Consider the following 23120-nt stretch of genomic DNA (forward strand, 5'->3'; position numbering starts at 1 on the left):
CGGATCGCCGCACTGCTATCGGGGGCAAGCCCTTATGCCAGTCAGTTAAGACAAACACTGTAACTGTGGCGAGGGAGCTTGCTCCCGTAGGGTCGCGAAGCGGCCCCAGTTCTATGTTTGAACAGACTGGGACTGCTGCACAGTCAGCGGGGGCAAGCTTTCTCGCCACAGGGATTGCTTTTTATGATGGAATTACGTGTTTGATCAGGCTACCGGGCATTCCCGGTTCAGCGCTTCATCGACCAACAACTGCGCAATCTCGACTATCTGCACCACCGCCAGCACCTTTTTCAGGCTTGGCCCATCAAGGTGTTCGGCACAGTCATAGGCGCAGACAGCTGCTGACTCAAGCATCTCGCTGGCATTGTTCAAGGCGGCTTCGGTACTGAGTCCGGGACGGACGGTGAAAATGACATCGGGAGGAAGTTGCGGATTGTCATCCGAGGTGGATGGCGGGGATTGGGGGTGACGTTTGTCAGGGTGAAACGCCTATGAATGAGCACCTCCATTTCGCTACCACACGAAGTAAGGAGGCGACTGTACACGGGGTGGTAGACCGGTCATAGAAACCCGGAAGGCCGAAGCCTCCCATGCACAGCCGCCACAAAGCAGCCCGCACAAAAAAACGCCCATGAGCGTTTTGGGGTCTATGAAAGAACTGGGCTACCACACCCATTCGCTGAATTTGCAGCGACCCGCGAAGGTTAGCGGCGAGGTTCATCGGACGCAACCCGAAAGTTATTCAGGAACGGTCCGATAAAAAGGGCCTTCTATACCATTCGTGCCCCCCGGTTAACATTCAATTGCGCCATGCCCGGTGGTGACCCGTGCTTTTTGAGGCAATACTCCCTCACGTTTCTGCCTTGAGGTTCCAACCATGAATGTACCGAGCCGTCTTGCGCTCCTGATTGCCGCTGCCGCTGTCCTCAGCGCTTGTGGCGAAGCCTCCAGACTGCCTTTCCAGGCGGGTGTCGGGCCTGCGCCGCAACTGCCCGAGCCCAGCACTTCTTTGATCCCTACGCTCAAGGTCTCCAAGGCCGTGGGCTGGTCTGACGGTGTGCAACCCACCGCGCCTCAGGGCTTCACCGTCACGGCCCTGGCCGACAATCTCGACCACCCGCGGTGGGTCTACACCTTGCCTAACGGCGATGTGCTGGTCGCCGAAAGCAACCACCCGCCCATGCCCGAAGGTGCCACCGACGGCGGCACCGGCTTGATCGCCTGGGCACGCCGCACGGCAATGGGCGTGGTGATGGGCCGCATCGGCGCCGATGCACCCAGCGCGAATCGCATCACGTTGCTACGCGATGCCGATCACGATGGGCATGCGGAGGTACGCACCGAATTCCTGACTGGCCTGATGTCACCTTTCGGCATGGCGCTGGTGGGCAACGATTTGTACATCGCCAACGCCGACGCGGTGGTCAAGGTGCCCTACACCCCGGGCCAGACTCACATCGACGCAACTCCGGTGAAGGTCACCGACCTGCCGGCGGGCATTAACCATCACTGGACCAAAAACCTGCTGGCCAATCCCGAGGGCACCCGGCTGTATGTGACGGTTGGATCTAACAGCAATGTCGGCGAAAACGGCCTCGACGCAGAGGAGGGGCGTGCGGCTATCTGGGAACTGGACCCGGCCAGCGGCGAGAAACGGTTATTCGCCAGCGGCTTGCGCAACCCCAACGGTCTCGCTTGGAAACCGGGTTCTACCCAGCTGTGGACGGTCGTCAACGAGCGCGATGAAATCGGCAGCGACCTGGTGCCCGACTACCTCACCTCGGTGCAGGACGGCGCGTTCTACGGCTGGCCGTGGAGCTATTACGGCAGCCACGTGGATGTACGCGTCCAACCGCCGCGCCCGGACAAAGTCGCTCAGGCCATCGCGCCGGACTACGCCCTGGGTACCCACGTCGCCCCCCTGGGCCTGACGTTCTCCGACGCACGCGGCATGCCGGCCGCTTTTGCCGATGGAGTGTTTGTCGGTGAGCACGGCTCCTGGAACCGCAATCCGCAAGCGGGCTACAAGGTGGTGTTTATCCCGTTCAAGGACGGCAAACCGTCGGGCGCACCGGTCGACTTCCTCACTGGGTTTCTCAATGCCGAAGGCGAAGCGCAAGGTCGGCCGGTGGGCGTGACCCTGGATGAGCAGGGCGCCTTGCTGGTGGCGGATGATGTGGGGAACAAGGTGTGGCGGGTGGCGCAGAGCAAACCCTGACCGTCGATATGTTGCGGGATGTTGAACTGCCAGATTGAACGATGCCTTTGGGTTAGCCTTGTTTTCCTACCGACAACAAGGAAGCGTCATGCAACGAAAGGTCATCAATCCCACGACGGTATTCAACTCCCTGCAATACGGCTTCAGCCAGGCGCTTGAGGTGCCACAGGGGCGACGTATCATGCTTTCCGGCCAGGTGGGCGTGGATGCTGACGAGCGCACGGTGGGCGGAGGCATTGCCGAGCAGGCCGCCAAGGCGCTGGACAATATCGACAAGGTGCTGGCCGAAGTCGGGGGTGACCTTTCCGATGTGATCATGCTGCGGCTGTACATCGCCGAGTCCGCTCGTGACCAGCAGGAGCCGATCGCGCAGGCGCTGCGCCAGCGCTTCCCACATAACCCGCCGCCGTCTTCGTGGATTATCGTCAGCGGGTTGTCGTTGCCGGAATGGTTGATCGAGATCGAGGCCGAGGCGGTCGTTCCATTCAGTACCGAATCATCACCGATTTGAGTTCGGTGTAATCCTCGATAAACGCACTGCCGAACTCCCGCCCAACCCCCGAAGACCTATTGCCCCCAAACGGCACCGCCGGATCGAGCAGCGTGTGCATGTTCACCCACAAGGTGCCGGCCTGGATGGCCGGCACCATGCGCAAGGCCTTGCCCAGGTCGTTGGTCCATAGGCTGGCGCTGAGGCCGTAGGGGCCGTTGTTCATCAGCGCGAGCAGTTCGTCTTCGCTGTCGTAGGGCAGGAAGGTGGCGATGGGGCCGAAGGTTTCTTCGTTGAGCAGGGTGTCGTTGATGCTGTTGGCGAGGATCACCGTGGGCTCGACGTAGCAGCCGGGGCGGTCAATGAGGGTGCCGCCATGGATGATCGTGTTGTTTTCGGCGCGGGCCTGGTTGAAGTAACCGAGCAATTTGAGTTGGTGCTGGTGGTGGGTGACGGGGCCGAATTCGGTGCGTTCATCCAGTGGCGAGCCGATGTTCAGGCGACTAAGGCGCTGGCTGAGTGTGTCCAGCACCGCGTCGATCTGCGAACGGTGCACGAAGAAGCGCTCGGCCGCCGCGCAAATTTGCCCTGAGTGCAAAAAGCCCGCTTCGATGATGCCGTTCACCGCCGTGTCCACGTCCACATCGCGCAGGAAACCGGCAGCATTCTTGCCCCCCAGCTCCAGGGTTGCACGGGTAAGGCCGGCGCCCATGGCGCTGCGGCCGACCGCAATGCCCGTAGGCACTGAACCGGTGAAGGACACTTTGTGGGTGCCAGGGTGTTCCACCAGGCCTTTGCCGACATGGCCGCCGCCCGTCAATACATTGAGCACACCCGGTGGCAACCCGGCCTCGACGGCCAGCTCGGCGATGCGCAGAACGGTCAGCGGCGTGAATTCGCTGGGCTTGATGATGATGCTGCAGCCGGTTACCAGCGCGGAGGCGAGTTTCCAGATGGCGATCATGGTGGAAAAATTCCACGGCACGATGCCCACCACCACGCCCACCGGTTCACGCAGGGTGAATGCGGTGTAGCGTTCGCCGTTGAACGAGGGCAGCGACGGAGTGAGGGTCTGGCCGCTGAGCTTGGTCGCCCAGCCCGCGTAGTAACGCAGGAAGTGCGCGGCTTGGTCGACCTCGAATGCGCGGGCAATCTGGATGATCTTGCCGGACTGGCAGGTCTCGATCTGCGCCAGTTCTTCGCGATTGCGCTCCAGCAGGTCGGCGAGCTTGAGCAGTACATTGCCGCGTGTCGCGGGTAAAGCCTGGGACCACACCTGGAAGCCGCGGTTGGCGGAATTCACCGCCGCGTCGATATCCGCCAGGTCCGCATCGGCCACCTGGGCGATCACGTCACCGGTGGCCGGGTTGGTCACGGCCAGTGTCTGGCTGGAATGGCTGCGGATGTTGACGCCGTCGATGAACAGCCCATGGGGCCGACGCAAAAAGGCTTCGACTTGAGGCAGCAGCGGGATATCACTCATGGCGGGTTCCTGGCAGGTCACAAAGGAAAAACCGAGGGTAACCAAGCCACCGGGCCATGGCTTGACTCTGCCTGCCGTGCGAGATGTCTGTGGCTGCCAGCCCTATGAAAAGTACAATCTTGCCTGTGGAACGTGCATTTTCCAGCCGTGCCACCCCACCGATACTGGCCCTGCATCAGGCGCCGTTCCTCAACCCGGAGCGCGCGCCGGACTTCCAATAATAAGCAGGGCCGTCCATGAAAAAGCCAAACCCGCTCCTTGAAGACCTCAAGCCCCTCCTGCCTATCATCGCCGCGAATGCCACACAGGCTGAACAGCAGCGTCAGGTGCCGGATGAAAACATCGCCTTGCTCAAAAGCATTGGCCTGCACCGCGCTTTTCAACCCAAGGCCTTTGGTGGCCTGGAACTCTCGCTGCCGGAGTTTGCCGATTGCATCGCCTTGCTTGCCGGCAGTTGCGCGAGCACCGCCTGGGCCATGAGCTTGCTGTGCACCCACAGCCACCAACTGGCGTTGTTTTCGGCCCAGTTGCAGCAGGAGATCTGGGGCGAAAACCCGCATGCCACCGCCAGCAGCAGTATTGCGCCATTCGGTCGTGTGGTGGAGGGCGAAGGCGGCGTGCACTTCAGCGGTGAAATGGGCTGGAGCAGCGGTTGTGACCATGGTGAGTGGGCGATTGTCGGCTGCCGTCGACAGAACGCCGAAGGCGGCCAGGATTACTGCTTCGCCGTGCTGCCGCGCAGTGACTACCAGATTCGTGACGATTGGTACGCCGCCGGCATGAAAGGCAGCGGCACCAAGACCCTGGTCATCGACAACGTCTGGGTGCCCGAACACCGGATCCAGAAAGCCAAAGACATGATGGAAGGCAAGTCCGCAGGTTTCGGCCTGTATCCCGACAGCCAGATTTTCTACGCGCCGTACCGGCCATATTTCGCCAGCGGGTTTTCCACCGTCAGCCTCGGCGTGGCCGAGCGCATGCTGGAGGTGTTCCGCGAAAAAACCAAAAACCGCGTGCGCGCCTATACCGGTGCCGCCGTTGGCGCGGCCACTCCCGCCTTGATGCGCCTGGCCGAGTCCACCCACCAGGTGGCCGCCGCCCGCGCATTCCTTGAAAAGACCTGGCAAGACCACGCCGAACACAGCGCCGCGCACCGTTACCCGAGCCGCGAAACCCTGGCGTTCTGGCGCACCAACCAGGCCTACGCGACAAAAATGTGCATCGAAGCCGTGGACCGTCTGTTCGCCGCTGCCGGCGGCAACGCCTGGTTCGAACATAACGAGATGCAGCGCCTGTTTCGCGATTCCCATATGACCGGCGCGCATGCCTACACCGACTACGACGTCTGTGCGCAGATCCTTGGCCGCGAGCTGATGGGCCTGGAGCCGGACCCGAGCATGGTGTGACGCGTTCTTCCCCCCACAACAATCAGGGCGCCCGTTCGACGGCGCCCGGGAGTCTTGCATGTCTGACAGCAGCCTTTTCGACCCACGGGCCTTTCGCCGTGCCCTGGGCAACTTTGCCACCGGCGTGACCGTGGTCACCGCCGCCACCGCATCCGGGCGCAAGGTGGGTGTGACCGCCAACAGTTTCAACTCGGTATCTCTCGACCCACCGCTGGTGCTGTGGAGCATCGACAAACGCTCCAACAGCCATGAGGTGTTCGAGGAGGCCAGCCATTTTGCGGTGAACGTGCTGGCGGCCGACCAGGTGCACTTGTCGAATAACTTTGCGCGCCCCCGTGAAGACCGCTTTGCCTTGATCGAATACGAACCGGGGGAGGGTGGCTCGCCGGTATTCGCCGATTGCTCGGCACGGTTCCACTGCGAGAAGTACCAGCAGGTGGACGGCGGCGATCACTGGATCATGATCGGCAAGGTGGTCGCCTTTGATGACTTCGGGCGTGCGCCGCTGTTGTATCACCAGGGCGCTTATGCCGAGGTCCAGGCGCTGCGTCCCTGCGCGCCCGAGACGGTTCAGAACGGCACGGCAACCACCAACTGACTGTAGACGTTGGTGCCGTTGCCCCCGACCTGATTGCCGCCGGTCTCTGCAGCCTGGTTGGGCTTGTAGAGACCCAGCAGCGGCGTGATGATCAGGTGATCGTTCACCGCCCACTCGGCGTACAGGTCCAGCTCACGGCCATCCAGGTTGCGTTGGCCACGGGTGCTGACGGTGGTGTAGTCGAAAAACAGCGCGCCGAGGGTGACGTTCTCCAGCGGCTTGACCTTGAGCGCCACGTGTTGCACTGAGGTGTTGGTGTTGTAGGGGCCGGAGTAGTTGCCGGCGACTTCACCCTGCACCCAGGTGCCGTAGCCCCGGCTGAAACCGGAGAACATGGCGTCCCAGTTCTTTGAATAGCGCGCGTAGCGGTAGGTCAGGTCCGGCGACCAGGGCAGGTCGGCGAAGGTGTAGCCGGCTTCGGCGTAGCCCGCATTTTGCTGGCTGTCGCGGCGGTCCTGGCGGGCCAGTTCGAAGGCGAAATGCGCGTTGTCGATACCCGCATTGCCCGCGCCACGCAGGCTATAGAGGTTCATGCCCTTGCGTTGGCGCTGTACGTCGCTGGCGAAGCGTTCATCCACGTCGATTCCGTGAATGTAGGTGAGCCCGAGCGTGCCCGGTGCCGCGCTGTATTCCAGGGTGCCGGCGGCCATTTCAGTCATGGCCTGGGCGGGGTTGTCGGACTTGATCCACATCAGGCTGCCATGTACGCCGTCTTTGCCGCCCAGGCGGATCACGGCGGTCTTGTCGAAAGCATGCCGAGCGGCAATGTAGTAGGCGCCGCCACGGTTGAAGTCCCCATCGCCCACGCCCTTGCCGAGGTTGGGACCGTCATCATTGATGAGAAAGCCGTCGCCCAACAGGATGATTTGCCGGCCGAACGACAGGTCTAGACCGTCCTTGCCCAGGGCCGGGAACAGGTCGCCGGAGCGCCAGCCGGCGAAGGCTTCGTCAAACTTGGTGGTGCGCTCCTTGCCCGTCGTGACCCCCGACGCATCGCCATCGCCCCAGGTGCCGGAGCTCACCAGGTTGGCCGTGCCATACACGCCGCCAAAGGCGCCCAGGCTCTGGTCCACGCTTAGGCCGTACTTGATAAACGCCTCGCGCCAGGTGGAACCGCCGCTGCGCCCATCGTAGTTCTTCGGACTGTTGAACATACCGTACACGGCGAGGAAATTGCCGGTGACCTGAGTGTCGGCATCGGCATACAACTCAATGGCCTGGGCCTGGCCCACCAGCAGCGCAATGCCCAGGCCGACCGCCTGGCGCAGGCGGCGATTTTTCAGTGTGTGCTCCATTGTTATTGTCCCCATCTTGGTTAAGAGTGAGGGCGCATTAGGGCGAGCGTTGGAGGCCTGAGTCTTTTCTCTGCGTGCCAGGGAATTGACCCAGGCCGCCACGCCATACGTTGTGGCAGGGAGCAACAAAACCGGCGGCAGACAGGGGCAAGACGATCAACTCGAGTGGGGCGCAGAGTGCTGACACATTAAAAAAACCGCTTTCGAGGACCCCAACATGTCGATCAACGACCGGCTCACCGCGCACCTCAACCGGGGCACGGTAGGTTTCCCCACCGCTTTGGCCAGCACCATTGGCCTGATCATGGCGAGTCCGGTGATTCTCACCGCCACCATGGGCTTCGGCATCGGCGGCAGCGCGTTTGCCGTGGCAATGCTGATTGCCGTAGTGATGATGCTGGCCCAGGCCACCACCTTCGCCGAGGCCGCCTCGATCCTGCCCACCACCGGCTCGGTGTACGACTACATCAACTGCGGCATGGGTCGTTTTTTCGCGATCACCGGCACCTTGTCGGCGTACTTGATCGTGCATGTGTTCGCGGGCACCGCTGAAACCATCCTGTCCGGCGTCATGGCCCTGGTGAACTTCGAACATCTCAACACCTTGGCAGAGTCGGCCGGCGGTTCATGGTTGCTGGGCGTCGGCTTCGTGATCGTCTTTGGTGTGCTGAACGCATTTGGCGTCAGCGCGTTTGGCCGTGCGGAAATCATCCTCACCTTTGGCATGTGGACGACCCTGATGGTGTTCGGCGTGCTGGGGCTGATCGCCGCGCCCGCCGTGCAGTTGGACGGCTGGTTCGGTGAGTCGCTGGTGGGCACCGACCTGATCACCGTGCTGTCATTGGTGGGCATGGCGATGTTCATGTTTGTCGGCTGCGAATTCGTCACGCCGCTGGCGCCGGACCTGCGCCAATCGGCCAAGGTGATGCCACGCGCCATGATGCTGGGCCTGATGGGCGTGGCCACGTGCATGTTCATCTATGGCGCCGCAATGAAACGCCAGGTGGAAAACGTGGTACTCGATGCCGCCTCCGGCGTGCACCTGCTGGACACGCCCATGGCGATCCCCAAGTTCGCCGAGCAGGTGATGGGCCAAATTGGCCCCCTGTGGTTGGGCATCGGCTTTCTGTTCGCCGGCGCGGCCACTATCAACACCTTGATGGCCGGTGTGCCACGGATTCTGTATGGCATGGCGGTGGATGGAGCGTTGCCCAAGGTTTTCACTTACCTGCACCCACGTTTCAAGACGCCGCTGCTGTGCATCCTGGTGGCGATGCTGATTCCCTGCCTGCACGCGCTGTACCTGGGCGGCAACACCGACAACATCATGCACTTGGTGCTGGCGGCGGTGTGTGCGTGGAGCTTTGCCTACCTGCTGGTGACGATCTCGGTGGTCAGCCTGCGTATCCGTCGGCCGGATTTGCCGCGGGCGTATCGTTCACCGTGGTTCCCGCTGCCGCAGATCGTATCGAGCATCGGCATCCTGCTGGGCATGTGGTTTATCACGCCTCCGGGCATGAACCCGGCGGACATCTATGTGCCGTTTGGCGTGATGCTGGGCGGTACGGCGGCGTACGCGCTGTTCTGGACCCTGGTGGTGCAGAAGGTCAACCCCTTCAAGCCGGCTTCCGTGGAGGAAGTGTTGGCAAAGGAATTCAGTCATCAACCGGAGCAGGCCGATGAGGGTCATGGCGACTTTGCGGCAAAGACTGTTTGAACTGTTTCGCACCGGTCGTGCCCCGGCGGGGTATCGGCCAGGGGTGACCCTGGCGCACCTGCGGCGCAACCTCGGGCTGGCGACGCTGGACGTGGAGGGGGTGGCGTTCGAGATTGTCGAACGCACCGAGTCGCAGTTGTTGATGCACCTGGTGCTGACTGAATTCGTCCTGCAGGTACCCGCTGCGACAGCGGGCACGGCGAGCTTCGAGGTGCACCATGGCGGCGCGATCCGCCGCACGGGCCTCCGTGTGAGGTGCCGTTCCGGCGACCAGGCGCTGGGTCGTGAGTTGCAGGTGCGATTGCTGGCCGACACAGCGCTGTTCCAGGCGCTGATGCCGCTGGATTTCAAACGCCTGCGCATCCAACTGCAAGACCAGCACTGGTGCGTGCGCCTGGAGCATATGGGCGGCAGCGAGGTGGTCAATCGCCTGCCGGCGTTTCGGCGTTACATCGCGCTGAGCCCGGTGCAACGCACCCACCTCCTGGCTTCCCTGACAGGCCTGCAGCGGGTACTGTCACACCTCTAAAAAACGACCCACGCTGCGAAGCGCTACTCATCGTGGGTGCGCGGACCCGCAGGAGCCGGCGCCTATCCTTCCCATTGGCATCAATAGTGCTACTCCAGCAGCACACCAGATGTTGTTGCGTGCATATAGATAACATGTTAACTATTGCGCCAGAACAACAAAAAGAAGCCATTGCGGAGACACCCCATGAGCATCCCACAGCATGCACACGACGGGCTGGACACCTGGAACCGCGAGCTACGCGCCGCGTGCGGGTATTTCGACACAGAACTGGCCTTCAACCGCTCGTTGTTCATCGGCGAGATCAGAGACCTGCCGCGCGGCCTGGCCCTCTTGCGCACCAATGCCGGGCTGATCAAACGCCCGGCGCACCACGCCGACCATGACAACGACCAGGACTGTTTCCTGATCAGCCAGCGCAGCGGCTACTCGCAGATCGTGCAGAACGGCCAGGCCCTGCAACTGGCCCCCGGCGAGATGCTGCTGATGGACTCGGTGGGCTCCATCGAAATCACCCCCTTCGGCCTGATCGAACACGCCTCGCTGTCATTGTCGCGCCCGCAGGTGTGCAAGCACCTGGGCGGCGACGCACGGGCCTTCGGCAAGATCTCCTCGACCAAAGCCTGTGGGCGCATGCTGCATGTGCTGATGGACCAATTGTGCAAGGACGACACCGAAGACGGCGCGGGTGAAGTGGAGGCGCTGCAAAGCGCTTTTGTATCGCTGTTGGGCTCGGCCCTGGAGCAGGGCGACGAGTGTCGCGAAGGCTTGGCACTGCTGCAGGGCAACAACCTGCGCAGTTATGTGCAGAAGGTTATTGATGAGTCCCTGAGCCAGCCTGGCCTCAGCCCGATCGGCCTGGCCAACCGCCTGAACATTTCGGTACGCCACTTGTACCGTCTGTTCGAAGAGCAGGACGACAGCGTTTGCCGCTACATTCAGCGCGCGCGGCTCAAACGCAGTGCGGATGACTTGACCAACCCGTTCCTGCGCAGTGAGTCGATCACCTCGATAGCCTACAAGTGGGGTTTTACCGATTCGGCGCATTTTAGCCGGTCGTTCAAGAAGCAGTTCGAGGTGTCGCCCAAGGATTTCCGTTCGAGCCGCATGCAGGCGGTGGGGGCGTAGGAAGGTCAGACTTCTGGCAGGGTGGACCCGCCGTCCACCACCAGGGTCTGCCCGGTGATGTAGCCGGCGAGGTCGGAGGCAAGAAACAGCATGGCGCCGGCAATATCCGCCGCTGTTCCCAAACGCCCCAGTGGCACGCGACTGGCGATGGTGACGTTCAGCGCGGTATCGCCCAGGTTGGCCATCGCCGGCGTGGCGATCATGCCCGGTTCCACGCCATTGACCCGCACATTCAGCGGCGCCAGTTCCAGCGCTGCATTGCGGATAAAACCGTTGACGCCGGCCTTGGACGCCGCGTAGTGGCTGAGGCCCGGATAACCGACACGGTTGCCGGTCACCGAAGAGGTCACCAGCACGCAGCCCCGGCCTTGTGCGCGGAACGCCGGCAATGCGGCCTGGGTCAGCCAGAACAACGCCGACAGGTTAACCGCCAGGGTGCGCTGCAGGAGGTCCGGGGTGATGTCTTCAAAAGCCGTCAAAGGAAAATACCCGGCGTTGTGCACCAGAATATCCAGCTGCGGCAGCCCTTGAACGCACTCAAACACAGCCTGGGATTCGGCCAGGTCGACGCCCACCGCTGTAACTCGGCAACCCTGCGCGGATAACTCAGTCGCCACCGCCTGAGCCTGTTCCCGCTGCCGATCGGCGATTACCACCCGTGCGCCACGTTGGGCAAACGCCTTGACGATGCCTCGGCCAATGCCCTGGGCGCCGCCCGTGACCAGCACCACTTGCCCGCTGAAATCCAGGTCATTCATGGGCATTCTCCAAGTGAGCGAAAGCCAGCGTGGGCACATCGACAATGCTGGAACCGCCATCGGCCACCACCGTAGCCCCGGTAATGATGGACGCATCACTGGAAGCCAGGAAGCGACACACCTTGGCGATCTCGTCGGCACTGGCGGCCCGTCGCAGCGGCACGTCGGCGCAGACCCGGTCATAGGCTTGCTGCAACGTGTCGCCAAAAGCCTCCATCAGCGGCTGCATCTCCGCATCGGCCATAGGTGTACGTACCCAGCCGGGGCAGACCGCGTTCACCCTTACGCCGTGCGGCCCATAGTCGCGCGCCAGCGAGCGACTAAGCCCGAGCAACGCGTGTTTGGCCGTGGTGTAGCCGCACACCTCAGGCCCCGCCGCCAACGAGGCAATGGAGCCGATCAACACGATATTCCCCGCACTTTCCTGCAACAACGGCAAGCAGGCGCGGGCGCTGTAGAACGCGCTGTCCAGGTTGCTGCGCAGGGCGCTTTCCCAGGTGGTCGGGCTGGTCTGGGTCGCGCTGCCCAGGCCATGCCCGCCAGCACAGGCGAGCAGCACATCGAGGCGCCCGTGTTGCTCGCGGATCTGGTGGATAAACCCGTCCCAGGTCTGCGGGCAGGCGGCATCACCCACCAGGATCAGGCCGCCCGTGTCCTGCGCAACCTGTTCCAACGGCGCTCTGCGCCGACCGATCAGCACCAGGCGTGCACCTTCCTGCGCATACAGCCGGGCACACGCTGCGCCGATGCCTGTGCCGGCGCCGGTAATCACCACCGTGCGCGGCTCAGTCATCGGGATACTCCGTGCGGTTGAGCACCTGGCAATACGAGCTGATGGGGAAGTTCGACAGCGCATCGAAGGACGCACCCGCATAGCCGAAGATCTTGCCGTCGCTGCGGTGTTGTTGCAGGTCGATCAGCACCAGGCCGAGGGTCGGCACGATCTTCTCCTGCCATACGAACAGATACAGCTGCTCGGCGATCTTGTAGGAGTGGCAGCGGTCGGTGTCGCACAGGCCTTGTTCTACACCTTTGAGGCATTGCCAGGCGTAGAAGCGCTCGTTGAGGTAGATGTGTTCGTAGACTTCGCTGGGGCTGTAGCGGTAGTGGTTGCGCAGGCCCACCAGTTCATCGGTGGGCGCATGCAGGCAGTGGCCGGCCTGCCACGGGCGGTCGAGGCTGCCATGGAGGAAGTCGACTTCGACCGAGGTCAGCGGTTTCCCGGCGAGGGCCCGGTGATAGAGGCCTTCGTGAGTCTCGGCGTGGTCCGGCAGGCGCCCGATCACCGCCGTGAATGAGGCGTTCGGTGCGTCCAGCACCAGGCTGATCGACCAACTGTGCCCGGCCTCGTGCTTGATGAAGTCCACCAGATACAGCCCTGGACGGATCGAGGTGGCGCGGTACGGCGCACTGCCGCTGGAGTGCCCGTCAGCGGCGTGCCAGGCCAGGCGGTCCTGCTCGAAACGGTGCTCGATCTGCCAGCCGTTGGCGAAATGCAGGGTGAAGGTTTGGCCCGCCAAGTCGGCGAGGTTGGGCAGGATGAAAGCGTCCGGGGCGAAACCGTCGGCCAGCGCACCGACGGTGATCCAGTCAGAAGAGCTCGTCATGGCAATGTCTCCTTTATACGACGGCGAAGTAGTGTTTGACGAAGCTTTCGGTGAGCACTTCCCACAACACTGGCGTGCCCTTGGTCACGAACCAGCTGTCACCGGCTTTGTAGTGCGTGGATTGGCCGGTGGACTCGTCGGTGAGCCGCACTTCGCCGGTCACCACCGTGGCGTGTTCGGCGAAGGGGTAGACCATGCGGAATTTGCCCTGGGTGGTGCCAAAATAGGCGCTGCTGACCGGGTCGGTGGGCGCGCCGAAGGTCATCTTGCCGAAGGCACGCACTTCGCCTTCGAGAATCTGCGAGCCGAGGTCGGCCACAGTGCCCCAGGCGTCGAGTTCCGACAGCGGGATGTTGTGCTTGAGGGTCGTGAGAGTCATGGCGTTGCTCCTGATGAGGAAAAAATGTAGGAGCGAGCGTGCTCGCGAAAAACGCAATGGCACCGCGATCAATCGGAATGCCCGCGTTATCGTTAACGATTTTCGCGGGCAAGCCCGCTCCTACAGGGGGGGGGGGTTAGCGGCGCCCGTTCCAATAACCGGACAGTTGGTGCCAGGATTTGCCCGCCGTCAGCAGCAAGGGGCGGATCGCGTCCTTGCCGATGATGGTCGGGCGATGAATCGAGCTGACTAGGTCATAGCGCACCGAGCCTTCGCTCATGCCTTCGGCCAGGACCTTGCAGATGATGTGGCTGGGCGTCACGCCGAAGCCGGAGTAGCCCTGCACGAAAAACGCGTTGCTGCGCCCCGGCAAGGTGCCGACCTGCGGGAACAGGTTGGGGCTGCACGCCATGGGGCCGCCCCAGGCCAGGTCGATCTTCACGTCCTTGAGGTAGGGGAAGATCTTCAGCATGAGGGTGCGGTTCCAGGCCTTGAGGTCGCCGGGAATATGCTCCACCAGCGGCGTGGCGGCGCCGAACAGCAGGCGGTTCTCGTGGGTGACGCGGTAGTAATCGATCACCGGGCGAATGTCGCTGTAGGCCCCGCGAATCGGGCTGATGCGCTGGATCAGTTCCTCGGACAACGGCTCGGTCATCATCTGGAACGCGTAGGTGTTGATGGTCGAGCGGTGCAGCTCCGGCTCCAGCTTGTTGAGGAAACTGTCGCAGGCCCACAGCAGCTTGCTCGCGCGCACCGAGCCGCGGCCGGTACGCACGGTGATGCGTTCGCCATAACTGACTTCCAGCGCCGGGCTGTTCTCGAAAATCCGCACGCCATGGCTGGCCAGTGCGGTGGCTTCGCCCAACAGCAGGTTCAGCGAGTGCACATGCCCGCCGCCCATGTGCAGCAGGGCACTGCTGTAGGCCTTGGAACCGATGATCTGCTGCACGTCCGAGCCGCCGAGAAAGCGGATCTCGTGCTGGCTGTTGACCGACTTGAAGTCCTTTTCCCAGGCGCGCAGGGTTTTTTCCTGGCGGGCGTTGAAACCCATGTAGCCGTAGCCGTGGCAGAAGTCAGCGTCGATGTTGTACTTGGCGATGCGGTTCTTGATGATGTCGGCGCCCAGGTCGCTGATCTCGAACACTTGGCGCAGACCGTCTTCGCCCACGTCCTTCTTGATCTTTTCCAGATCGTGGCCGATGCCCGCCATGATCTGCCCGCCATTGCGTCCGGTGCCGCCGAAACCGAGGTAGCGCGCTTCGAGCACCACGATATTGGTGATGCCTTTTTCCGCCAGTTCCAGGGCCGTGTTGATGCCGGAGAAACCGCCGCCGATTACCACGACGTCGGCGTCGATGTCCTGTTCCAGGGTCGGGAAGCTGAGGTTGTATTTCTTGGTGGCGGTGTAATACGTCGGGGTTTCGATGTTGATCATGGCGCAGCCTGAAAAGGTGAAGGAAGGCTCTAAAGCGGATGCCTCCATTAGGGGCCCTGGCGGGATGGAAGTCTTGATCCTGCGTGCCCAGGCTTTTGATTCTGCGCGCCATGGGCGGTGCGATAGACAAGTTATAGCGCGCTCGCTGGCAGGGAATGCTAGAGTTTCGTTAAATTATTAACTAAATACGTCGTGACCCTGATTCCTATGCTCAAACCTCGCCAGTCCCTGACCCTGACCCTGCTGCAAGCCCGCGAAGCCGCGATGAGTTTCTTCCGCCCGTCCTTGAACGAACACGGCCTGACGGAACAGCAATGGCGGATCATCCGCATCCTTGAACAGTACGGTGAGCTGGAGATCTACCAGCTGGCGGAACTGGCCTGCATCCTCAAGCCGAGCATGACCGGCGTATTGGTGCGCATGGAAACCGCGGGTATGGTGCACCGGCGCAAAGCCGAGCAAGACCAGCGCCGGGTACTGGTGACCCTGGCCGACAAGGGCAAGGCCAGTTTCGAGTCCATGAGCCAGTGCATGGAGGCCAACTACGAGCGTTTGCAGGATCAGTTGGGCGAAGAGAAGTTGCAGACCCTGTTGGGTCTGCTGGATGACTTGAAGAACATCAACATCAAGCGTTGAGTCAGCACCGCACAACCCTATGTAGGAGCAGGCTTGCCGGCGATAGCGTCTTCAAGATCGCCATCGCCGGCAAGCCGGCTCCTACAGGGGGTTAATACACGCTACCGGCGTGGGTTGGCGTGGGAACGCTTTTGAACTTGCCGGCCAACGCCTGCAACCCGCGCATCAACACCGTGGTGTCCACGCCGACCGCCACAAACGTCGCGCCCAATTCGATACAGCGCCGCGCCAGGTTTTCATCGGCACTCAGAATCCCTGCCGCCTTGCCCGACTGCACGATGCGCCCGATGGCGTCTTCAATCGCTACCTGCACCTCGGGATGCCCAGGATTGCCGCGATGCCCCATCGACGCGCTCAAATCCGCCGGGCCGATAAACACACCGTCCACGCCCTCGACGACGGCAATCTCATCCAGGTTCGCCAGGCCCTCAAGGTTTTCGATTTGCACCAACAGGCACATCTGATCATCCGCCTGGTCGAGGTAGCCCTGGATACTGTTCCAGCGCGACGCCCGCGCCAGCGCGCTGCCCACTCCACGAATCCCCTCGGGCGGATAGCGCATGGCTCGCACGAGCTCGCGGGCCTGGGCGGCGCTTTCGACCATGGGCACCAGCAGTGTCTGGGCGCCGATGTCCAGCAGTTGCTTGATCAGCGCGCTGTCGCCGATCACCGGGCGAATCAGCGCCTGGCTGGGGTAGGGCGCCACGGCCTGTAGCTGGGCGAGCATGCCTTGCAGGTGATTGGGCGCGTGTTCGCCGTCGATCAGCAACCAGTCGAAACCAGCGTTGGCAGCCAGCTCCGCGCAATAGGCATCGGCCAGGCCCAGCCACAGGCCGATCTGTACCTCGCCGTTGCGCAGGCGTTGTTTGAAGCGGTTGACGGGCATGTCCATGACAATCCTCCAGGGTTCAGACGAAGCGGCAGGCGATCGAGCCGAGCAGGTCGTAGTCGACGTGGAATGTATCGCCAGGGCGGGCGGCGACCGGGCGCGTAAACGAACCACCGAGGATGATTTGCCCTGGTAGCAGGGTTACGTCATGGGGCGCCAGTTTGTTCGCCAGCCAGGCCACGCCCTTGGCCGGATGGTTGAGCACGGCAGCCGAAACGCCGGACTCTTCGATCACACCATTGCGGTACAGCACAGCCGGCACTTTGCGCAAGTCGATCTCGGTTGGCCGCACCGCGCGACCGCCCAGCACCACACCGGCATTCGCGGCATTGTCGGAGATGGTGTCGAATACCTTGCGTGTTGCGTTGGTCTGCGGGTCGACCTGCTGGATGCGTGCGTCGATGATTTCCAGCGCCGGGATCACCCATTCGGTGGCGTCGAGCACATCGAACACCGTGCAGTTCGGGCCCTTGAGGGGTTTGCCGAGGATAAACGCCAGCTCGACTTCCACGCGCGGCACGATGAAGCGTTCGAAGGGAATGTCGCTGCCTTCGTCGAAGAACATGTCATCGAGCAACGCGCCGTAGTCCGGTTCGGTGATGTTCGACGACACCTGCATGGCCCGCGAGGTGAGGCCGATCTTGTGGCCCTTGAGCGTGCGCCCGTCCTTGATCTTCTGCGCGACCCAGGCGCGCTGGATCGCGTAGGCGTCTTCGATCGTGATGCCTGGATAGTCGAGGGAAAACTGGCGTACTTGTTCGCGGCTGCGTTCGGCGCGGTCCAGGTTGGCAGCGGCCGCAAGAATTTGCTGGGAGTCGAGCATGGCAAGGGTCCTTAACGGGGATTTACGATGGCAGCGTGGGTGCGCAGCACCAGCAGGCCGCCGAGGGCGATAAATACAGCGAGTACGTACAGGGCCAAGCTGGCGCTCTGGGTGGCGTCACGCATCCAGCCGATCAGGTAGGGCGCGAGGAACGCGGCGATGCTGCCGAACGAGCTGATCATGGCGATACCCGCTGCCTGGGTGGTGTTGGAGAGAAACGCCGGCGGCAGTTGCCAGAACATCGGCAATGCGGCGCTGGCGCCCATGCCGGCGACGATCAGCCCACCCATCACCAGCAGCGGATTACCCGGCGCCAGGCCCGCCACGGCGATACCGACGGCAGCCATCAGCAGCGGCACGCACAGGTGCCAGCGACGTTCGCGGTGGCGGTCGGAAGAACGCCCGCAGCCGATCATGAAAAAGCATCCGGCCAGGTACGGTAAGGCGCTGAGCAGGCCGACCTGGCTGTCGCGGCCGATACCAGCGCCGTGGATCAGCGTGGGCATCCAGAACGCCAGGGTGTTCACTGCCAGCATCACCGCGAAATACACCGCCACCAGCAGCCAGACCTGCGGGTCACGCAGGATGCCGCCGAACGAGGTGATGGTCTTGCGCTGTTCCTCACTGCGCAGTTGGGTCTGCAACTGGCGCTTTTGCTCGGCCGTCAGCCAGTGCACCGAGTCGAAGCCGTCCGGCAACCACTTGAGCACCACCAGCCCGAGCAGCACCACCGGCAGACCTTCGATCAGGAACATCCACTGCCAGCCGCGCAGGCTGCCCACATCATGGAAATGTTCGAGGATCGCTCCCGACAACGGCCCGCCCAGCACGCCCGCCATGGGCACGGCAATGGCAAACAACGCGGTGACCTGGGCACGACGGCGTGCCGGGTACCAGCGGTTGAGAAACACCAGGATCCCCGGGAAAAATCCGGCCTCAGCCATCCCCAGCAGAAAGCGCAGCACATAGAAACCACGGGCGCTCTCCACCCACAGCATGCCGGTGGACAGCAGCCCCCATACCACCATCAGGCTGGCGATCCAGCGCCGTGGGCCGACGCGGTCCAGCGCCATGTTGCTGGGCACGCCAAACAACGCATAGGCGATAAAGAACAACCCGGCGCCGAAGCCGTACACCGTGTCGCTGAAATGCAGGTCGCTGCTCATCTGCATCTTGGCGAAGCCGATGTTGATGCGGTCCAGGTGGGCGAACAGGTAACACACCAGCAACAGCGGCATCAGGCGCCAGGTCACTGAACGATGGGTGCGGTCGTGCTCGGCCAGCACGCGGCTGGCAGTCGATTGGGCTGTGCTCATGATGTTGTACTTTTTGTCTGAGAGGCCGTGGGAGGAGGCCCGTAGGCGCTGGCTTGCCAGCGCCTACGGGGTTGCGTGATCGGTGGAGACCGTCGGGTTGTTCAGGAACGCATGCACATTGTTCTGCTTGAAATTGAGCTGCGCGTGCAGCTCGACCATTTCGAACGACAGCGCCAACAGGCGTTGCGCCTGCAGCTCGGCGAAGTGCGTGGTGATCACCGCGAACACGGCCTCGGCCACTGCTTGGCGCGTGGTCAGGTCGCGACCGTGGCCGACCTTGAGGGTCATGTGTACGAAGGCGTAATCGTGCTTGCCGTCGGCCATGCGCCAGGTGTCCAGGCGCACGCCGCGGCTGCGGATACCGCCCAAGGGAAACACGCCACTGTCTCCCAGCACGCGGTGGACCTTTTCAAACAGGCCGGGCAGGTCGGCCTGTCGTTCGATGTTGTCGGTGTACTCGGCGATGAAGTGCGGCATAGGTTTCTCCCAGGTTTACAACGGGAAAATCGCGTTGATCTGGCCGGTGCCCGAACTGCCGAACGGCGGCGTGATGATCTCTGCGGGCTTGGCATAATCCGGTCCGCCGAGCAGCCCCAGGAGCATGGCGGTGTCGTGCATCTTGCCTTCGCCGAAGCAGTGCTCGGCGTAATCCGGCAGCATCGCGCAGAACGCCTTGAAGCGGCCTTGCTTCCACATCTCCACCACATGCAGGTCCATCTGCTTGTCGAACTCGCGGGTCCAGTTGTGGATGTTTGCTTCGGCCTGGCGGTCATCCGAGAAGCGGTGCGACAGGGAACCGGACGCCAACACCAGCACCTTGCGGTCGCTCTTTTCGATGGCCCGGCGCACGGCGGCGCCAAAGGCAAAGCTGTCTTCCAGGCGATGCCAGGCGCACCACGCGGCGATGGAAATGACCTTGAATTTCTCGTCCTCCGGCACGCCCATGTGCATGTAGCGCATGGGCACCAGCGTGCCGTATTCCAGCTCCAGGCTCGGGATGTTATGGGCCATGCTGCGCACGCCGGCCCCGTTGGCCTCGGCGGCGATCAGTGCACCCAGCTCGGGGCAACCGGGGTAGGCGTAGTCCATGTTCTTGATGAAGTGCGGCAGCTCGTTACTGGTGTAGGTGCCCTGGAATTGCTCGCCGCAGTTGACGTGATAACCGCTGTTGACCAGCCAGTGCACGTCGAACACCACTGCCGTGTCGGCGCCCAACTCACGGGCGCGGCGGCCGATTTCCTTGTGGCCGGCAATCGCCGCTTCGCGACAGCCGTGATGCTTGCCGGGCAGTTCCGACAGGTACATCGACGGTACGTGGCAGATCTTCGCCGCCAGGACCACTTCGCCCATGATGATTCTCCTGAATAGTTGTTTTTATTAGAGTGCGCATTGTTGCGGGTTACACACCCCAACGCGGGATGTGATGGCTGCCCATGGAAATGCACACGTTCTTGATCTCGGCAAACACTTCGAAGCTGTACTGGCCGCCTTCACGCCCGGTGCCGGAGCCTTTGACGCCACCGAACGGCTGGCGCAGGTCGCGCACGTTCTGGCTGTTGATAAATACCATGCCGGCTTCAATCCCGCGCGCCAGGCGATGAGCCTTGCCGATGTCCTGGGTCCAGATGTAGGAGGCCAGGCCGTACTCGGTGTCGTTAGCCAGTTGCAGGGCCTCGCCTTCGTCCTTGAAGGGGATCAGGCACACCACCGGACCGAAGATTTCTTCTTGGGCAATGCGCATTTTGTTGTTCACATCGGCAAACACCGTTGGCTGGATGAATTGGCCTTTGCTCAGGTGCGCCGGCAGATTGGCCGGGCGGTCCAGGCCACCGGCGAGCAGGGTAGCGCCTTCCTCGATACCAATCTTGATGTAGCCGGTGACCTTGTCGTAATGCGCCTGGGTGATCATCGAGCCGACTTGGGTCTTCGGATCCTGTGGGTCACCGACGATTAGGCGCTTGGCACGTGCGGCGAATTCGGCGACGAACTGCGGGTACACGCTTTCCTGGATAAAGATGCGGCTGCCGGCGGTGCAGCGTTCGCCGTTCAGGGAGAAGATGGTGAACAGCGCCGAGTCGAGGGCGCGTTCCAGGTCGGCATCCTCGAAGATCAGCACCGGCGACTTGCCGCCCAACTCCATGGAGTATTTTTTCAGGCCCGCGGTCTGCATGATCTTCTTGCCGGTGGCGGTGCCGCCGGTAAAGGAAATCGCCCGCACGTCCGGATGGCGCACCAGTGCATCGCCGGCCGTGGCGCCGTAGCCCTGGATCACGTTGAGCACGCCGTTGGGGATCCCGGCTTCCACTGCCAGGCGCCCCAGTTCATTGGCGGTCAATGGCGACAGTTCCGACATCTTCAATACCGCTGTGTTGCCCAGTGCCAGGCACGGTGCGGTCTTCCAGGTGGCGGTCATGAACGGCACGTTCCACGGCGACACCAACCCGCACACGCCCACCGGTTGATAGAGGGTGTAGTTGAGCATCTGGTCGTCCACCGGGTAGCTGTGGCCGTCCATGCGCGTGCAGACTTCGGCAAAGAAATCGAAGTTGTGCGAAGCGCGTGGGATCAACACGTTTTTGGTCTGGTGGATCGGTAGGCCGGTGTCGAGGGTTTCCAGCTCGGCCAGGTGCGGCACGTTCTGCTCGATCAACTCACCGAGCTTGCGCATCAAGCGTGCGCGCTCCTTGGCCGGGGTGTTGGCCCATTTGGGGAAGGCTTCCTTGGCCGCGGCGACGGCCAGGGCGACTTCCTCGGCGCCGCCGCTGGCGACTTCGCCAATCGCCTCGCCGGTGGCCGGGTTGTAGTTGATGAAGGTGTCTTTGCTCTCGACCTCACGGCCGTTGATCCAATGTTTGATCATGCTGATTACGCCTCTTTCCGGGCGGAGAAGAAGTCCGCCTCGCTGACAATCCGGTTGACTAGGCGGCCCACGCCTTCGACTTCCACTACCACTTCATCGCCGGGCACCACATCGGCCAGGCCCTCGGGCGTGCCGGTGGCGATCATGTCGCCGGGTTGCAGGGTCATGAAGCTGGACAGGTATTCGATGAGGTAGGGGATGTCGAAAATCATGTCGCGGGTGCTGCCTTCCTGGCGCAGTTCACCGTTGATCCAAGTGCGCAGGGTCAGGTTGCCTGGGTCGGGCACGTCGGCCACGTCGACGATCCACGGGCCGACCGGGGTGGTGGCGTCGCGGTTTTTCACGCGCAGGTTGGGGCGGTAGTAGTTTTCCAGGTAGTCGCGGATCGCGTAGTCGTTACACACCGTGTAGCCGGCCAGGTAGTCCAGGGCGTCGGCACGCTTGACGTTGCGCGCGGCCTTGCCGATGACAGCTACCAACTCGCACTCGTAGTGCATGTAGGCGACGTTGTCCGGGCGCCAGGTGACGTGGCGGTGGCCGGTGTAGGTGCCGACGGACTTGATGAAAGCCAGCGGTTCCGTGGGCGGGGTGAAGGCCAGTTCGGCGGCATGGTCGGCGTAGTTCAAGCCGAGGGCGAACATGTTGCCGGTGGCCGGGGGCAGCCACTCGACCTGATCCTCGGCGAGCAGGCGTCCATCGTCCAGGCGCACGGCGTTGTCGGCTTCGACCTGTACCGCGTGGATTTCATTTTCAAAGCGAATGCGCGCGCGTTTCATGCTGGGGTCTCCGCTTGAATATGATTGACCAGGCGGCCCACACCACTGATCTCGACTTCAACTTTGTCCCCCGGCAGCACGTCCACACGGCCTTCGGGCGTGCCGGTGATCAGCACGTCGCCGGGGTGCAGGGTCATGAATTCGCTGATTTCGGCGATCAATTGCGCAATATCGCGGACCCAATGGGCGGTGGAGTTTTCCTGGCGCAGTTCGCCGTTGACCCACAGCTTGAGGCTCAGTTGATTGGGGTTGGCCACCTGGTCGCGCGGGATCAAATGCGGCCCGAGTGCGCAGAATCCATCGCGGCATTTGGCTTTGACGGCGGGGCGGTAGTAGCTGTCTTCCGGCAGGCTGAACTCGTTGACCACCACATAACCAGCCACATGGGCCATGGCATTTTCCAGGCTGACGCGGCTGGCCCGCAGGCCAATCACCACGCCTAAAGCAGGGCCGGGTTGCAGGCGTTCACCCTGGGGATGCAGCACCACCGCGTCGTGCTGATTACGCGTATTCGGGGTCTTGATAAACAATACCGGCTTGGTCGGCGGCTTCTGGTAGGGCGCCTGCTGGAAGGCGGCGAGATGCTGGTCCAGCAAACCCTGATAGTTCAGCGCAACGCCGAACAGGGTGCCGCTGGCAACATCATGCAGGGTACGGCTCATGCGTTTCTCCTGACGGTGGCGACTGCTGCATAGGCAGTTCGTTAAGTTGTTAACGTTATAATTAATATGTTAACTACCGTCAAGCGTGGCAAAATCGGTCAGCCTCAAAACAACA

General features: G+C 62.4%; 23 protein-coding genes and 1 pseudogene. 8 read left to right on the forward strand and 16 right to left on the reverse strand.

The features are described from left to right. Nucleotides 1-204: 204 nt before the first annotated feature. The gene (locus tag BMZ57_RS29455) at nucleotides 205-411 is read right to left on the reverse strand and encodes a DUF6124 family protein (protein ID WP_302622379.1); all 207 of its coding nucleotides are present in this window, start codon (nucleotides 409-411) and stop codon (nucleotides 205-207) included. Nucleotides 412-877: 466 nt separating this feature from the next. Between BMZ57_RS29455 and BMZ57_RS03985 the strand changes: the two genes are divergently transcribed. After that, nucleotides 878-2218, forward strand: a complete 1341-nt coding sequence (locus BMZ57_RS03985; protein ID WP_069672499.1) for a PQQ-dependent sugar dehydrogenase — start codon at nucleotides 878-880, stop codon at nucleotides 2216-2218. 88 nt (nucleotides 2219-2306) lie between these two features. Then, a complete protein-coding gene (locus tag BMZ57_RS03990) occupies nucleotides 2307-2729 on the forward strand; it encodes a RidA family protein (protein ID WP_010209228.1) in 423 nt (140 codons plus the stop codon). Here BMZ57_RS03990 and BMZ57_RS03995 read toward each other — a convergent pair. Continuing rightward, nucleotides 2704-4191: an aldehyde dehydrogenase family protein gene (locus BMZ57_RS03995; RefSeq protein ID WP_069672500.1), complete on the reverse strand. Its 1488-nt coding sequence runs from the start codon at nucleotides 4189-4191 to the stop codon at nucleotides 2704-2706. The genes BMZ57_RS03990 and BMZ57_RS03995 overlap by 26 nt on opposite strands. 236 nt (nucleotides 4192-4427) lie before the next feature. Between BMZ57_RS03995 and BMZ57_RS04000 the strand changes: the two genes are divergently transcribed. Together BMZ57_RS04000 and BMZ57_RS04005 are read left to right on the forward strand one after the other, a co-directional pair. Beyond that, on the forward strand, nucleotides 4428-5597 hold the full coding sequence (locus tag BMZ57_RS04000; RefSeq protein WP_021491066.1) for a p-hydroxyphenylacetate 3-hydroxylase oxygenase component: 1170 nt from the start codon (nucleotides 4428-4430) through the stop codon (nucleotides 5595-5597). A gap of 58 nt (nucleotides 5598-5655) precedes the next feature. After that, nucleotides 5656-6135 (forward strand): annotated as a pseudogene (locus BMZ57_RS04005) (flavin reductase family protein); the annotation flags it as partial. A 32-nt stretch (nucleotides 6136-6167) separates the two neighbouring features. Here BMZ57_RS04005 and BMZ57_RS04010 read toward each other — a convergent pair. Continuing rightward, the gene (locus BMZ57_RS04010) at nucleotides 6168-7490 is read right to left on the reverse strand and encodes an alginate export family protein (protein ID WP_069672501.1); all 1323 of its coding nucleotides are present in this window, start codon (nucleotides 7488-7490) and stop codon (nucleotides 6168-6170) included. A 217-nt stretch (nucleotides 7491-7707) separates the two neighbouring features. Here BMZ57_RS04010 and BMZ57_RS04015 point away from each other — a divergent pair, with 217 nt between their 5' ends. The 3 genes from BMZ57_RS04015 (at nucleotide 7708) to feaR (ending at nucleotide 10864) form a co-directional block, all read left to right on the forward strand. Further along, complete coding sequence (locus tag BMZ57_RS04015) at nucleotides 7708-9207, forward strand: APC family permease (protein WP_069672502.1); 1500 nt, start codon at nucleotides 7708-7710, stop codon at nucleotides 9205-9207. Then, on the forward strand, nucleotides 9170-9736 hold the full coding sequence (locus BMZ57_RS04020; RefSeq protein WP_021491063.1) for a DUF3156 family protein: 567 nt from the start codon (nucleotides 9170-9172) through the stop codon (nucleotides 9734-9736). Before BMZ57_RS04015 ends, BMZ57_RS04020 begins: the two co-directional genes overlap by 38 nt. A gap of 186 nt (nucleotides 9737-9922) precedes the next feature. Continuing rightward, nucleotides 9923-10864, forward strand: coding sequence for a transcriptional regulator FeaR (feaR, locus tag BMZ57_RS04025; RefSeq protein ID WP_010209242.1), 942 nt, complete (start codon nucleotides 9923-9925; stop codon nucleotides 10862-10864). A gap of 5 nt (nucleotides 10865-10869) precedes the next feature. Here feaR and BMZ57_RS04030 read toward each other — a convergent pair whose 3' ends face one another. From BMZ57_RS04030 to BMZ57_RS04050, 5 genes are all read right to left on the reverse strand, one after another. Continuing rightward, nucleotides 10870-11622, reverse strand: coding sequence for an SDR family oxidoreductase (locus BMZ57_RS04030; protein ID WP_392397726.1), 753 nt, complete (start codon nucleotides 11620-11622; stop codon nucleotides 10870-10872). After that, nucleotides 11615-12415 carry an SDR family NAD(P)-dependent oxidoreductase gene (locus BMZ57_RS04035; protein WP_069672503.1) on the reverse strand — a complete coding sequence of 267 codons (801 nt, stop codon included), beginning with the start codon at nucleotides 12413-12415 and terminating at the stop codon, nucleotides 11615-11617. Before BMZ57_RS04035 ends, BMZ57_RS04030 begins: the two co-directional genes overlap by 8 nt. After that, on the reverse strand, nucleotides 12408-13229 hold the full coding sequence (locus tag BMZ57_RS04040) for a molybdenum cofactor biosynthesis F family protein (protein ID WP_045791852.1): 822 nt from the start codon (nucleotides 13227-13229) through the stop codon (nucleotides 12408-12410). The genes BMZ57_RS04035 and BMZ57_RS04040 overlap by 8 nt, the downstream gene beginning before the upstream one ends. A 13-nt stretch (nucleotides 13230-13242) precedes the next feature. Then, complete coding sequence (locus tag BMZ57_RS04045; protein WP_010209249.1) at nucleotides 13243-13608, reverse strand: cupin domain-containing protein; 366 nt, start codon at nucleotides 13606-13608, stop codon at nucleotides 13243-13245. Between the two features lie 136 nt (nucleotides 13609-13744). Further along, nucleotides 13745-15043: an NAD(P)/FAD-dependent oxidoreductase gene (locus tag BMZ57_RS04050; RefSeq protein WP_069672504.1), complete on the reverse strand. Its 1299-nt coding sequence runs from the start codon at nucleotides 15041-15043 to the stop codon at nucleotides 13745-13747. Nucleotides 15044-15250: 207 nt separating this feature from the next. On the opposite strand from BMZ57_RS04050, the gene hpaR reads away from it, so the two are divergent. Then, nucleotides 15251-15679, forward strand: coding sequence for a homoprotocatechuate degradation operon regulator HpaR (gene hpaR / locus BMZ57_RS04055; protein ID WP_069672505.1), 429 nt, complete (start codon nucleotides 15251-15253; stop codon nucleotides 15677-15679). Nucleotides 15680-15770: 91 nt separating this feature from the next. Here the strand turns inward: hpaR and hpaI are convergent, their stop codons facing one another. The 8 genes from hpaI to BMZ57_RS04095 form a co-directional block, all read right to left on the reverse strand. Then, nucleotides 15771-16571 (reverse strand): 4-hydroxy-2-oxoheptanedioate aldolase, encoded by an 801-nt coding sequence (gene hpaI / locus BMZ57_RS04060; protein ID WP_069672506.1) that lies wholly within the window; start codon nucleotides 16569-16571, stop codon nucleotides 15771-15773. A gap of 16 nt (nucleotides 16572-16587) precedes the next feature. Continuing rightward, complete coding sequence (gene hpaH, locus BMZ57_RS04065; protein WP_010209253.1) at nucleotides 16588-17391, reverse strand: 2-oxo-hept-4-ene-1,7-dioate hydratase; 804 nt, start codon at nucleotides 17389-17391, stop codon at nucleotides 16588-16590. An 11-nt stretch (nucleotides 17392-17402) separates the two neighbouring features. Beyond that, nucleotides 17403-18707: an MFS transporter gene (locus BMZ57_RS04070; protein ID WP_010209254.1), complete on the reverse strand. Its 1305-nt coding sequence runs from the start codon at nucleotides 18705-18707 to the stop codon at nucleotides 17403-17405. A 63-nt stretch (nucleotides 18708-18770) separates the two neighbouring features. After that, nucleotides 18771-19184: a tautomerase family protein gene (locus tag BMZ57_RS04075; RefSeq protein ID WP_021491057.1), complete on the reverse strand. Its 414-nt coding sequence runs from the start codon at nucleotides 19182-19184 to the stop codon at nucleotides 18771-18773. Nucleotides 19185-19199: 15 nt separating this feature from the next. Then, entirely contained in the window at nucleotides 19200-20057 is an 858-nt protein-coding gene (gene hpaD / locus BMZ57_RS04080; RefSeq protein ID WP_010209257.1) for a 3,4-dihydroxyphenylacetate 2,3-dioxygenase, read from the reverse strand. Nucleotides 20058-20106: 49 nt separating this feature from the next. Continuing rightward, a complete protein-coding gene (gene hpaE / locus BMZ57_RS04085; RefSeq protein WP_044287430.1) occupies nucleotides 20107-21567 on the reverse strand; it encodes a 5-carboxymethyl-2-hydroxymuconate semialdehyde dehydrogenase in 1461 nt (486 codons plus the stop codon). A 5-nt stretch (nucleotides 21568-21572) separates the two neighbouring features. Further along, nucleotides 21573-22343, reverse strand: coding sequence for a fumarylacetoacetate hydrolase family protein (locus tag BMZ57_RS04090; protein ID WP_010209259.1), 771 nt, complete (start codon nucleotides 22341-22343; stop codon nucleotides 21573-21575). Further along, nucleotides 22340-23005, reverse strand: a complete 666-nt coding sequence (locus tag BMZ57_RS04095) for a fumarylacetoacetate hydrolase family protein (RefSeq protein WP_021491054.1) — start codon at nucleotides 23003-23005, stop codon at nucleotides 22340-22342. The genes BMZ57_RS04090 and BMZ57_RS04095 overlap by 4 nt, the downstream gene beginning before the upstream one ends. Nucleotides 23006-23120: the final 115 nt, after the last annotated feature.

It is taken from the genome of Pseudomonas simiae (genome assembly GCF_900111895.1).
GTDB classification, from domain to species: Bacteria; Pseudomonadota; Gammaproteobacteria; order Pseudomonadales; family Pseudomonadaceae; genus Aquipseudomonas; species Aquipseudomonas simiae.